Source organism: Streptococcus oralis, from assembly GCF_001983955.1.
Lineage (GTDB): Bacteria > Bacillota > Bacilli > Lactobacillales > Streptococcaceae > Streptococcus > Streptococcus jiangnanensis.
In genome coordinates, this window is the sequence record NZ_CP019562.1 from 628,103 (window position 1) to 640,278 (window position 12,176).

At 39.1% G+C, this 12,176-nt stretch carries 11 protein-coding genes; 7 read left to right on the plus strand and 4 right to left on the minus strand.

Annotated features, from left to right (window positions below; translation table 11 throughout):
- The first annotated feature begins 2 nt into the window (after positions 1 to 2).
- From BWR56_RS03005 to metK, 4 genes are all read left to right on the plus strand, one after another.
- The gene (locus BWR56_RS03005; protein WP_049504946.1) at positions 3 to 818 is read left to right on the plus strand and encodes an endonuclease/exonuclease/phosphatase family protein; all 816 of its coding nucleotides are present in this window, start codon (positions 3 to 5) and stop codon (positions 816 to 818) included.
- A 132-nt stretch (positions 819 to 950) separates the two neighbouring features.
- On the plus strand, positions 951 to 2,294 hold the full coding sequence (locus BWR56_RS03010; RefSeq protein ID WP_076984446.1) for a DEAD/DEAH box helicase: 1,344 nt from the start codon (positions 951 to 953) through the stop codon (positions 2,292 to 2,294).
- Between the two features lie 241 nt (positions 2,295 to 2,535).
- On the plus strand, positions 2,536 to 3,915 hold the full coding sequence (locus tag BWR56_RS03015) for a VWA domain-containing protein (RefSeq protein WP_049504950.1): 1,380 nt from the start codon (positions 2,536 to 2,538) through the stop codon (positions 3,913 to 3,915).
- 448 nt (positions 3,916 to 4,363) lie between these two features.
- Complete coding sequence (metK, locus tag BWR56_RS03025; RefSeq protein WP_049504952.1) at positions 4,364 to 5,554, plus strand: methionine adenosyltransferase; 1,191 nt, start codon at positions 4,364 to 4,366, stop codon at positions 5,552 to 5,554.
- Positions 5,555 to 5,624: 70 nt separating this feature from the next.
- On the opposite strand, the gene BWR56_RS03030 is transcribed toward metK, so the two are convergent.
- From BWR56_RS03030 to BWR56_RS03045, 4 genes are all read right to left on the minus strand, one after another.
- Positions 5,625 to 5,924: a DUF1827 family protein gene (locus tag BWR56_RS03030; RefSeq protein ID WP_000767205.1), complete on the minus strand. Its 300-nt coding sequence runs from the start codon at positions 5,922 to 5,924 to the stop codon at positions 5,625 to 5,627.
- 58 nt (positions 5,925 to 5,982) lie between these two features.
- Positions 5,983 to 6,435 (minus strand): NUDIX hydrolase, encoded by a 453-nt coding sequence (locus BWR56_RS03035; RefSeq protein ID WP_049504954.1) that lies wholly within the window; start codon positions 6,433 to 6,435, stop codon positions 5,983 to 5,985.
- A 130-nt stretch (positions 6,436 to 6,565) separates the two neighbouring features.
- Positions 6,566 to 8,824: an ATP-dependent Clp protease ATP-binding subunit gene (locus BWR56_RS03040; RefSeq protein WP_049504956.1), complete on the minus strand. Its 2,259-nt coding sequence runs from the start codon at positions 8,822 to 8,824 to the stop codon at positions 6,566 to 6,568.
- Positions 8,825 to 9,061: 237 nt separating this feature from the next.
- Positions 9,062 to 9,292, minus strand: a complete 231-nt coding sequence (locus BWR56_RS03045) for a DUF1797 family protein (protein ID WP_000443577.1) — start codon at positions 9,290 to 9,292, stop codon at positions 9,062 to 9,064.
- 191 nt (positions 9,293 to 9,483) lie between these two features.
- Between BWR56_RS03045 and BWR56_RS03050 the strand changes: the two genes are divergently transcribed.
- From BWR56_RS03050 to BWR56_RS03060, 3 genes are all read left to right on the plus strand, one after another.
- Positions 9,484 to 10,167, plus strand: a complete 684-nt coding sequence (locus BWR56_RS03050; RefSeq protein ID WP_001011622.1) for an amino acid ABC transporter permease — start codon at positions 9,484 to 9,486, stop codon at positions 10,165 to 10,167.
- On the plus strand, positions 10,167 to 10,901 hold the full coding sequence (locus tag BWR56_RS03055; RefSeq protein WP_000140925.1) for an amino acid ABC transporter ATP-binding protein: 735 nt from the start codon (positions 10,167 to 10,169) through the stop codon (positions 10,899 to 10,901). Before BWR56_RS03050 ends, BWR56_RS03055 begins: the two co-directional genes overlap by 1 nt.
- A gap of 106 nt (positions 10,902 to 11,007) precedes the next feature.
- Positions 11,008 to 12,171 carry a hypothetical protein gene (locus BWR56_RS03060; RefSeq protein ID WP_049504958.1) on the plus strand — a complete coding sequence of 388 codons (1,164 nt, stop codon included), beginning with the start codon at positions 11,008 to 11,010 and terminating at the stop codon, positions 12,169 to 12,171.
- The last annotated feature ends 5 nt before the right edge of the window (positions 12,172 to 12,176 follow it).

A 12,176-nucleotide genomic window follows, 5' to 3' on the forward strand; every position in this document is an offset into this window, starting at 1 on the left:
GCATGAAATTTCTAACACTCAATACCCACAGTTGGATGGAGAAGGAAGCAGAGGAAAAATTCCAAATCTTACTCCAAGACATTCTTGATAAGGATTATGATTTGATTTGTTTCCAAGAAATCAATCAAGAAATGACTTCGCCTGAGGGAGAGGTTAACAATCACTATCAAGCTTTACCATCAGCAGAACCCATTCATCAGGATCACTATGTCCGACTTCTGGTTGAAAAATTGGCTGAGAAAGGGAAAAACTACTACTGGACTTGGGCTTACAATCATATTGGCTATGACCGCTACCATGAAGGCGTAGCTATCTTATCTAAAACACCTATTAAGGCGCGTGAGATTTTAGTATCAGATGTAGATGATCCAACGGACTACCATACTCGTCGCGTTGCCTTGGCTGAGACAGAGGTTGAAGGTAAGGAACTTGCTCTTGCAAGCGTTCATCTCTCTTGGTGGGATAAAGGTTTCCAAGAAGAATGGGCACGATTTGAGGCTGTACTAAAAGAGTTGAACAAACCTCTGATTTTAGCAGGTGATTTTAATAATCCAGCTGGTCAGGAAGGCTATCAAGCGATTTTAGCTAGCCCATTAGGATTACAAGACGCGTTTGAAGTTGCGAAAGAAAGAAGTGGTAGCTACACCGTTCCACCAGAAATTGATGGTTGGAAAGGCAATACCGAGCCATTACGAATCGACTACGTCTTTACGACCAAAGAGTTAGAAGTAGAGAGTTTGCAAGTAGTTTTTGATGGCCAAAATAGTCCACAAGTCAGTGATCATTATGGTTTGAATGCTGTATTGACCTGGAAATAATGAAAGAGGTTGGAACCAGAGAGTTCCAACTTTTTAATCTATTCGAATCTTTACTACAGGACTGAGACTCAAATGGGGCTACTGCAATAGGACAAAATATGGTATAATTGAAAGGATAGAATCGAGGATAGTATGTCATTTAAGAAATTTCAATTTAAAAATTATATAGTAGAAGCCTTGGAGGAGTTGAAGTTTACGACTCCTACCGAGGTTCAGGAAAAGTTGATTCCTATTGTCTTGGCAGGTCGTGACTTGGTGGGCGAGTCAAAAACAGGTTCAGGAAAGACTCATACTTTCTTATTACCCATTTTCCAGCAATTAGATGAAACTAGCGATAGTGTGCAAGCGGTCATTACTGCACCAAGTCGTGAGTTGGCCACTCAAATATACCAAGCAGCTCGTCAGATTGCAGTTCACTCAGATGTCGAAGTTCGTGTGGTTAATTATGTAGGTGGTACGGATAAGGCGCGTCAGATTGAAAAACTTGCCAGCAACCAACCACATATCGTTATCGGAACGCCAGGTCGCATCTATGACTTGGTCAAGTCTGGTGATTTGGCTATTCACAAGGCCAAGACCTTTGTAATTGATGAAGCAGATATGACCTTGGATATGGGATTCTTGGAAACCGTTGATAAGATTGCAGGGAGCCTTCCAAAAGACTTGCAATTCATGGTTTTTTCAGCGACGATTCCTCAAAAATTGCAACCATTCTTGAAGAAATACTTGTCAAATCCTGTCATGGAAAAAATCAAGACTAAAACAGTTATCTCAGCTACCATTGATAACTGGTTGATTTCGACCAAGGGCCGCGACAAAAATGCTCAGATTTACCAGCTGACTCAGTTGATGCAGCCTTATTTAGCAATGATTTTTGTTAACACAAAAACGCGTGCTGATGAGTTACATGCCTACTTGACTGCTCAAGGATTGAAGGTAGCTAAGATTCATGGAGACATTGCTCCTCGTGAACGCAAACGGATCATGAATCAGGTGAAAAATCTGGATTTTGAGTACATTGTCGCAACGGACTTGGCAGCGCGTGGAATTGATATTGAAGGGGTCAGCCATGTTATCAATGATGCCATTCCGCAAGACTTGTCTTTCTTTGTTCACCGTGTTGGACGAACTGGGCGCAACGGACTGCCTGGTACAGCGATTACCCTTTACCAGCCAAGTGATGACTCGGATATCCGTGAGTTAGAAAAATTAGGGATCAAGTTTACTCCTAAGATGGTCAAAGACGGAGAGTTTCAAGATACCTATGACCGTGATCGTCGTGCCAATCGTGAAAAGAAGCAGGATAAGCTTGATATTGAAATGATTGGCTTGGTCAAAAAGAAAAAGAAAAAGGTCAAACCAGGCTATAAGAAGAAGATTCAATGGGCGGTGGATGAAAAACGCCGCAAAACCAAGCGTGCTGAAAATCGCGCACGTGGCCGTGCAGAGCGAAAAGCCAAACGCCAAACATTTTAAAAACTCAGTAGAATCACCTGATTCTACTGAGTTTTTATTTCCGGAAATATTCAAAGGAGATAATAATTATATATTTTAAATAATTTAATTTATAAAACAGTAATTGCTTTAAAACCTTTTTTAGACCAATATTTTATTGAAATCGTAAGGAAAAAAATTGAAAACTATACAAAATTGTGTTATCATACTATAAAAAAATCGGATTATATAATATGATCCGTGAAAAGAAAAGGGGACTTCTATGGATAAATCATTTATGAAACAACAACGTTTTTCATTCCGTAAAATGAAAGTTGGGTTGGCTTCTGTAGCAATTTTGTTTGCTTTTGCTCAGGTCGGACAAGTGTCTGCAGATGAAACAACACAACCGGCATCTACTTCAGCTGAAACAGTAAAGAAAACCGAAGCAAATAAATCTGCAGTCGAAGCTGCTTTAGCAGAAATTAAAGCTGATGAGGCGAAACCAGTCGTTAACCAATCAGATGCAAAACCTGGAGAACTTGTTGATGTTTCTAAGAAGGTTTCACCTATTGACGTGAAAGAACGCCAAGAAGGTGATCAAAAGATTCATGAAGAAACTGCAACAGTCGAAGTCACAAAGACAGAAGTGGCACCTGTAAAAAGTGAAGAACTTCCTGCTCCAAAGACTGAAACAACTGAGAGTACAGTGAGTGGGAAAGATGAAGATGGAAATTCTTATACCCAATATGAACGTGTTGATAAAACAACTACAGTCGAAATTAAGAAAGCGACAAGAACGATTTCAAAATCTAACTCTGCCGATATCGTTTTTGTTGTTGACCGTTCAGCATCTATGTATCGAACTATTGACACTGTCCGTAACAATATCAATGAGTTTGCAAGAAATCTTGCTAAAGATGGAGTAGCAGCACGTTTTGGATTAGCTACCTTTAGTGATGAAGTATATGGACGTATAGGTGGATTAGCAGATGAGGGTACAATTTTAACAAAATTTAATGAATCTTATTTTACCTCTGACCCAGCTGAGCTTGAAAAAGCCTTAGCAGGCATTAAGATTGCACATAGTGGAGACTTCCCTGAAACATCTACACCTGCTCTTACACAAATTATTTCAACCTACGACTGGTCTAAGTCACCTAAAAATAAAAAGTTTGTCGTATTGTTGACAGATGCTCCAATGAAGGAGGATCCTTCAATTCCAACGATGGCGAATACTCTTGCGTCTTTGAAAGCCGCAAAAATCGAAAGAATTGTTGCAACTTCGACAGGGACCGATATTAGCTATAAAGATTTTGTATCTGAAGGTCGATTAATGAATATTGATCGTAACTTGGCTGATTCTTTAACTAAGGATGCAACTACATGGATTGTTGAAACTGTAACTGAAGGACACAATTACAAGGTAACGAAAGATAATTACCAATTTTACCTAGAACGTCGTACAACACTACCTATTGCTCAGACAGGAAGTGCGACTCCAACTACCACAGTTCCAGTAGCTACAGCTTATAAAAAAGAAGTGGCGAAACTCCCTGATACAGGAAGTAATGATACAGCGAACTATGGTATTGTGGGACTTGGCCTCCTAATGGCTGGACTTGGCTTAACTGTAAGCAATAGAAAGTCTAAGGAACAGTAAGCCTAACTGGAAGATTGTTTGTAAGAATATTGTGATAAAAAATAGGTAGTTTGTAAACGAAGTATGCAGATAAGCATAGGTATGAGCTTCTGTATTATGGAGTACAAACCGAATTTTTATGACCAGAAAAGAGCCGTAAGGTTCTTTTTTCGATTTCGAGAAAATACTGCAAAAAAAAGTAAAAAGTGGTATAATGATAAGGTTATATAGTCCCGATAAGATGGTAGAAATTTCTATCAGTACTTTGTAACTCGCAAAGAATGACGGCTCCAAAGTCGCTCGTCCTTCTACGGTTGCCGCTATAACGCGATCACCCTATGCGCCTTACTAGCTTCAGAAATAAAAAAGTATCGTTTATATTTCTTTCGAGTCGTAACTCTTAGACGATAGAAATACCTATCAGTACTTTGTAACTCTATAACAATATTTTTTAAGGGGGGACATTTTTATGTCAGAACGTAAATTATTCACGTCTGAATCTGTATCTGAGGGGCATCCGGATAAGATTGCAGACCAAATTTCAGATGCGATTTTGGATGCTATTTTAGCTAAAGATCCAGATGCGCACGTTGCTGCCGAGACAGCTGTATACACAGGTTCGGTTCATGTTTTTGGTGAAATTTCTACACATGCTTATGTAGATATTAACCGAGTGGTTCGTGATACCATTGCAGAGATTGGTTATACCAATACAGAGTATGGTTTTTCTGCGGAGACCGTTGGAGTTCATCCGTCACTTGTTGAGCAGTCACCAGATATCGCCCAAGGTGTTAACGAAGCCTTGGAAGTTCGTGGAAATGCGGATCAAGATCCACTGGACTTGATTGGAGCTGGAGACCAAGGTCTCATGTTTGGATTTGCAGTAGATGAGACAGAGGAACTCATGCCATTGCCAATTTCACTCAGTCATAAACTGGTTCGTCGTTTGGCAGAACTTCGCAAGTCTGGTGAAATCAGCTATCTTCGCCCTGATGCTAAATCACAAGTTACAGTTGAGTATGATGAAAATGACCGTCCAGTGCGCGTGGACACAGTCGTAATTTCAACTCAGCACGATCCAGAAGTCAGCAACGAACAAATTCACAAAGATGTGATTAACAAGGTCATTAAAGAAGTTATTCCGGCTTCTTACTTGGATGAGCAAACAAAATTCTTCATCAATCCAACTGGTCGTTTTGTAATCGGTGGACCTCAAGGAGACTCAGGTTTGACTGGTCGTAAGATTATCGTGGATACCTATGGTGGCTACTCTCGTCATGGTGGTGGTGCCTTCTCAGGTAAGGATGCGACGAAGGTGGACCGTTCAGCCTCTTATGCAGCTCGCTACATTGCCAAGAACATCGTTGCAGCAGGCCTTGCTAAGAAGGCAGAAGTACAATTGGCCTATGCTATCGGGGTGGCGCAACCTGTTTCTGTTCGTATCGATACTTTTGGTACAGGAACAGTAGCTGAAAGCAAGCTTGAAAAAGCAGCGCGTCAAATCTTTGACCTTCGTCCTGCAGGAATTATCCAAATGCTAGACCTTAAACGTCCAATTTACCGTCAAACAGCGGCTTATGGACACATGGGACGTACAGATATTGACCTTCCATGGGAACGTTTGGACAAGGTAGATGCATTAAAAGAAGCTGTGAAATAAAATTAAAAGATTGGTAGCTGTGAACTACCAATCTTTTTTGCAAAAGAAAACCAGCTTTTGGCTGGTCTTCTTATTTTATAGGGATTGAAATCTCAATCAATTTATCTGAATAAAGCGTCTTGATATTGGCTTCATCAATGCTACCTTTGTCGATTTTACGTTTCAAGAAGAAGTCTTGGATGGTTTCGATTTCAGGTTCACGAATAGCTCGGTGTTTGTTGGAAATGAGGATTTCATAGTGAAGCGGGGCTTGCGTGAAAACTACATCTGTGTTTCCAGCAGAATAAACCTCGACAAGAGTTGCGTCTGTGCTTTCTAATTGGCTTTTAACAAGTTGCGAGTGTGAGTTTGTCGTATTGATAAGCTTCATAACAGTTCCTCCGATTTTCTAACTCTATTATAGCACTTTTTGGATAAAATCGTGTATTTTAGTCAATTCCATGCTGGATTTTCCAAGCTTCTATTCCCCATTTATGGCTACCACGTTTGAGTTTTTCTATTGCCTCGTCAATAGGGAACCAGGCGATATGATTAAAATCTTCCAATGGTTTTTGTACTTCTTGGAAAGAAATAGCTTCATAGAGATAAGCTGGGTTGTAGTAGTAGGTATCACGGTGGCGAGAGTAGAAATACTCATCAGCTTGTCCATAATAGGTTCCAATCTCAGCTGTAAAGCCAAGTTCTTCGATTAGTTCTCTCTTCAGTGCTTCTTGATGATCTTCGCCTGCTTCAATCTCTCCACCTGGCAAGAACCAAGCACCATTGGGAGCTTGGACTAAGACGATTTGTTTTTTCTCCACATCCGGAATAACTGCGTACACGCCATAGCGAGGCTGGTAAGTCACATTCTCTTTTTTTTCACCAAAAGTTGGGTTTGCCATTGCATTTTCCTCATTCTCTAGTATCTTTATTATTATCATAATGGACGAGGGGCTAGCTGTCAAGGTTTTACAGTTATTTTAGTAAAAAAGGTGCAGAAAATGATAGACTTTCTGCACTTGTTAGATAGATTTATTCTTCTCTTTCAGAAGCAATCTCTTCTGTTTTTTCAGTTTTTTTGGCAGATTTGATTTGAATCTTGCCATTGCTTGTCATAACTGCCTTGAGGTCTTTTTCACTTGGGTTTTCAAGGTAGTAGTCTGTGATAGCATCCTCGATATGGTCTTGAATGGTACGGCGGAGTGGGCGCGCCCCCATTTTTGGATCATAACCTAGGTCAACTAACTTTTCCTTGACTTTGTCCGTTACATCTAAATGAATGTTGTTGCTGGAGAGGCGTTTGTTAACATCTACTAGCATGAGTTCGACGATTTGAAGAAGGTTGTCCTTGCTGAGAGCTTTGAACTCGATGATGCCGTCAAAACGGTTCATAAACTCTGGACTAAAGAAGTTGCCAAGTTCACCAAGGACAGAGTTGGTTCGCCCTTCACGAGCGGCTCCAAAACCAACGCTGGCTTCGGCCTTACCAGTTCCAGCATTTGAAGTCATGATAATGATGGCATCCTTAAAGCTAACTGTGCGTCCTTGCCCATCTGTCAAACGACCATCGTCCAAGACTTGAAGGAACATGTGCATCACATCTGGATGGGCTTTCTCGACCTCATCGAGAAGGATGAGAGAATATGGGTTGCGACGAACCTTTTCAGTCAGCTGCCCAGCTTCATCATAACCAACATAACCTGGAGGGGCTCCGACCAATTTAGCCACACTGTGTTTTTCCATGTATTCACTCATATCAAAGCGAATCATGCTGTCAGCAGAACCAAAGAGCTCAATGGCTAGTTGTTTAGAGAGTTCTGTCTTACCGACACCAGTTGGTCCGACAAAGAGGAAGCTTCCGATTGGGCGGTTAGGAGTTCCAAGTCCAACACGATTACGACGGATGGCCTTGGCAATCTTATCGACAGCTTCATCTTGACCAATGACATGAGCTTTGAGGTCGTCTGCTAGATGGATAAGCTGAGACTGTTCTTTTTCTTTGAGTTCTCCAACAGGGATATTGGTTTTCTGCTCAATGATATGTTCGATTGTTTTCTCGCTGATGATTGGAGTATCCTGATCTGTCACCTTGTTCTTTTGCATTTCTTTGTACTTGGCAATCTGATCGCGGAAATAAGCAGCCTTTTCAAAGTCTTCCTCTCGTGTAGCTTGCGCCTTGAGATTTTCAGCTTCAATTAAACGCTGATCAATCACTTTAGGATCAACAAAATTCAGTGTCAGATTCATCTTAGAACCAGCTTCATCCAACAGGTCAATAGCCTTGTCTGGCAAGAAGCGGTCTTGGATATAGCGGTTGGAAAGATTTGCAGCAGCTTCGATAGCAGCATCAGTATACTTGACGTGATGGTAGTCTTCGTATTTCTTTTGAACTCCTTTAAGGATGATAATGGTTTCTTCGACAGTTGGTTCATCTACCTTGACAGGCTGCATACGGCGCTCTAGAGCAGCATCTTTTTCAATGATGCGGTATTCATTGAGAGTAGTGGCACCAACCATTTGCAATTCACCACGGGCAAGAGCAGGTTTGAGGATATTTCCTGCATCCATATTGCCATCGCCAGCAGATCCTGCACCAACAATTTCATGGATTTCGTCGATAAAGAGGATGATGTCCTCACGTTTGCGAATTTCTTCCATGAGTTTTTGCATACGTTCTTCAAATTGGCCTCGAATCCCTGTTCCTTGAACTAGACTAACCACATCCAGACGGATGACCTGCTTGCCTTGGAGTTTATGGGGAACATCACCATCGACAATCTTCTGAGCTAGACCCTCAACAACAGCTGTTTTACCAACACCTGGTTCTCCGATAAGGACAGGATTGTTCTTGGTTCGACGGTTGAGGATTTCAATAACGCGGATAATCTCCTCATCTCGACCGATAACAGGGTCGATATCTCCCCGACGAGCAATCTCAGTAATATTGATACCATATTCCTCTAGGAGTCCTTTTTCTTGACTAGGAGGTGTTTGAACAGGTCCGCGGTTTTGAGGTCCATAACCACCGTTTCCTCCATATCCTCCACCAGATTGAGTTGGAGGGACGTTATTTGAAGAAGGTTTGAAATTGTTCAAATCATTGAAAAAGTCGCCGAAAGGATCAAAGTCATGATTGTTTAAGTCAGTCATTCCTTTAAAGAGGGTATTATTTGGATCTGTTTTGATAATTTTATAGCAATTTTGACAGAGATCAATTTGCTTTTGCTGTCCATTGATATTGGTATACAGATGAATTGTTGAGTCGTTAATTTTACAGTTTTGACAGAGCATACATCTACCTCATTTCATTCTTATTCTTGGCCTAAGAAAAAGGTCAAGAATAGTCAAAGTTTTATACTCTCATTATAGCATGATTAAGGTGTAAAGCAAGTAAAAAGATTGGGAAGTGGTCGTTTTTAAAAGAAGGATCTATGGAGAATCCAGCGACATTGAAGGTAAGAAAAAATCCCATTTGTGGTGACAAAAAGGATTCTCATTCATCGGGCCTTACTGCCCGTTGTTTTTATATTAGTAAAGGAGTTCGTAGATCTCCATTGCAATCAAATCAATGCTATCAAAGGTATAAGTTTCACGAGCTTCTACATCGCGAAGGGTGAAGAGTGATCCGTTTTCTTCGTCGTGGCTGTATGCAACTTCTGCGACAACAACACCTTCACGTTCAAAATTACGTTTTAGATTTCCACCATCTTTTGTCATTGCTTCTAGGCGGTTAATGATTCTAACCAAATGTGATTCCATTTTGATTCTCCTCCATTTCTTATCGTTTCTATTTTACCATAAACAAGAGGTAGTTGACTAGAAAAAAACTGTGATTTCTCTCTATTTCTCTATTCTATCAAGTTAATTGTTAAAATTAGGGAAAAAGGATTGCATTTTAATTCAATTCATGTTATAATAATACAATCTAATACATAGAAAGTTGATTGAATATGAATTTTTCTTTTTTACCAAAGTATTTACCGTATTTTAACTATGGTGCTCTGATTACCGTATTGATTTCCATCCTTGTTGTCTGCTTAGGGACCATTATAGGTGTGTTACTGGCCTTTGCCCAACGTTCACGCTTTAAACCGCTCGTTTGGTTTGCAAATGTCTATGTTTGGATTTTCCGTGGGACGCCAATGATGGTTCAAATAATGATTGCCTTTGCTCTTATGCATATCAATGCTCCGACTATCCAAGTGGGAATTTTAGGAGTTGATCTTTCTCGTTTGATTCCTGGTATTCTGATTATTTCTATGAATAGTGGTGCTTACGTTTCAGAAACTGTTCGTGCGGGGATCAATGCCGTTCCTAAAGGGCAGTTAGAGGCTGCATATTCTCTAGGTATTCGTCCCAAAAATGCCATGCGTTATGTCATTTTGCCACAAGCTATCAAAAATATTCTTCCAGCTCTGGGAAATGAATTTATCACCATTATCAAGGATAGTTCCCTCTTGTCTGCGATTGGAGTTATGGAGTTGTGGAATGGTGCAACGACAGTAGCAACAACAACGTATTTACCGTTGACTCCTCTTTTATTTGCGGCCTTTTACTATTTGATTATGACCTCTGTTTTGACAGTGGCGTTGAAAGCATTTGAAAAACATATTGGACAAGGAGACAAGAAATAATGACAGAAACCTTGATTAAAATTGAAGAACTACATAAGTCTTTTGGGAAAAATGAAGTTTTAAAAGGCATCAACCTTGAGATTAAACGAGGAGAAGTTGTGGTCATTATCGGTCCGTCAGGGAGCGGGAAATCAACTCTCCTTCGTTCGATGAATCTCCTTGAAGAAGCAAGTAAAGGTAAGGTTATCTTTGAAGGAGTTGATATCACTGATAAGAAAAATGACCTTTTTGCTATGCGTGAAAAGATGGGCATGGTATTCCAACAATTCAACCTCTTTCCCAATATGACAGTGATGGAAAATATCACTTTATCACCAATTAAAACCAAAGGTGAAAGCAAGGAAGTTGCGGAGAAAAGAGCACAGGAACTGTTAGAAAAAGTTGGCTTGCCAGACAAGGCAACGGCCTACCCACAGAGTTTGTCAGGTGGTCAGCAACAACGGATTGCCATTGCACGTGGACTTGCTATGGAACCAGATGTTTTGCTCTTTGATGAGCCGACTTCAGCCCTAGACCCTGAGATGGTTGGAGAAGTCCTAGCTGTTATGCAAGACCTCGCTAAATCAGGGATGACTATGGTGATTGTGACGCATGAAATGGGCTTTGCGCGTGAGGTAGCAGACCGTGTTATCTTTATGGCGGATGGGGTTGTTGTCGAAGATGGAACACCAGAGGAGATTTTCGATCAAACAAAAGAACAACGGACCAAGGAATTTTTGAGTAAGGTTTTGTAAAGAGAAGATTTTAATTTACTAACAACCTGATAAACTAGTAACTTAAAATTAGAAGAAAGCTTTTAATTTGACTTTAAGCTACACAAAAATTATAGGAGAATCAAATATGGATTTTGAAAATCTATTTCCTAAAATTGTATTTAACACACTTATGAATCAGTTTGAGATTCCGAGTGACTCTAAATGTATATGTCTTTCAGGTAAACTTTATAAAAATTGTTGTAAAGCCTATGTTGATTCTCTTAACGAAGCTACAAGAGATTACGAAACAATTAGTAAAAAGATTGGATTAAAGAAATTTCAGAATGCAAAACAAAGAACTGATAAACGAAGTGCGCCAAATATCTTAGGGGAAAAGATTGAAAAACGAGCTCGCAAAAAATTATCGTTTTGCTTTGTCAGAGAACTATTTGAGGAAGATAATATTTCTATGAATTGTTCGTCTAAAATTATTAAGGCACATACAATAGCAGAGAAAAATTTAAAGAAATTACAAACAGAGACAGAGGAGTTGTATACTTTCAATGATCATGCTTTTGTTGAAGAGTTCGATATTGAGCATGTTGATTTATTTTATAAGAAAATAAATCCAACAACTGCAAGCAAGTATACAATGTTTTGTGGTAATCATGATAATTTAATTTTTTCAGATATTGAGAATGATAATAAGGTTTTTTTCAAGAAAGAAAAAGAGTACATAGAGGCGTTAGAATATTCAATAAAAGCTGCTTCTTTTGAACTATACTATAAATTGTTGCAGATTTTTTATCTAGCTGAGTATTTTATAGATTCGAAAGAAATTTATAACTCAGATTTTATTAGAGCATATAAAAGTGAAATTGACTATTATTGTGTGTTTAAAAAATATTTAAAACGATTATTAATTGATTACAAGGAATATACAACTTATGGTAAAATTAATATGAATTTTAAATATGATATTAGGCATTTACAAACTTCAAAGATTGGATTCTCGTTATCGGAGTGTATGACGAATGATTGCGATGAAGTTGTTTTTGTTAATGTATTTAACAGTGAGAATGCTTATGTTGTATTATCCACTTATGGTGATTTTGGTAAAAAAATTGAAGACTATGAATTAATAGAGTTTATATTGATTAATTCTACCAATATATTCTTTAATAAAGAATTTTTTGAAAATCTATCAAGAGAAGAGAAAAGTTCCCTATTTAAAATTAGAAGAGGATTAAATAATTTTGAAGATGGAATCAATTTATTAAGTGTTTTAAGAAAATTACTAAACTATTAAAGAAA

Excerpts from the sequence above, each read along its gene's own strand:
- BWR56_RS03005 (WP_049504946.1), top strand. The coding sequence starts at position 3 with ATGAAATTTCTAACACTCAATACCCACAGTTGGATGGAGAAGGAAGCA.
- BWR56_RS03010 (WP_076984446.1), top strand. The coding sequence starts at position 951 with ATGTCATTTAAGAAATTTCAATTTAAAAATTATATAGTAGAAGCCTTG.
- BWR56_RS03015 (WP_049504950.1), top strand. The coding sequence starts at position 2,536 with ATGGATAAATCATTTATGAAACAACAACGTTTTTCATTCCGTAAAATG.
- metK (WP_049504952.1), top strand. The coding sequence starts at position 4,364 with ATGTCAGAACGTAAATTATTCACGTCTGAATCTGTATCTGAGGGGCAT.
- BWR56_RS03030 (WP_000767205.1), bottom strand. The coding sequence starts at position 5,924 with ATGAAGCTTATCAATACGACAAACTCACACTCGCAACTTGTTAAAAGC.
- BWR56_RS03035 (WP_049504954.1), bottom strand. The coding sequence starts at position 6,435 with ATGGCAAACCCAACTTTTGGTGAAAAAAAAGAGAATGTGACTTACCAG.
- BWR56_RS03040 (WP_049504956.1), bottom strand. The coding sequence starts at position 8,824 with ATGCTCTGTCAAAACTGTAAAATTAACGACTCAACAATTCATCTGTAT.
- BWR56_RS03045 (WP_000443577.1), bottom strand. The coding sequence starts at position 9,292 with ATGGAATCACATTTGGTTAGAATCATTAACCGCCTAGAAGCAATGACA.
- BWR56_RS03050 (WP_001011622.1), top strand. The coding sequence starts at position 9,484 with ATGAATTTTTCTTTTTTACCAAAGTATTTACCGTATTTTAACTATGGT.
- BWR56_RS03055 (WP_000140925.1), top strand. The coding sequence starts at position 10,167 with ATGACAGAAACCTTGATTAAAATTGAAGAACTACATAAGTCTTTTGGG.
- BWR56_RS03060 (WP_049504958.1), top strand. The coding sequence starts at position 11,008 with ATGGATTTTGAAAATCTATTTCCTAAAATTGTATTTAACACACTTATG.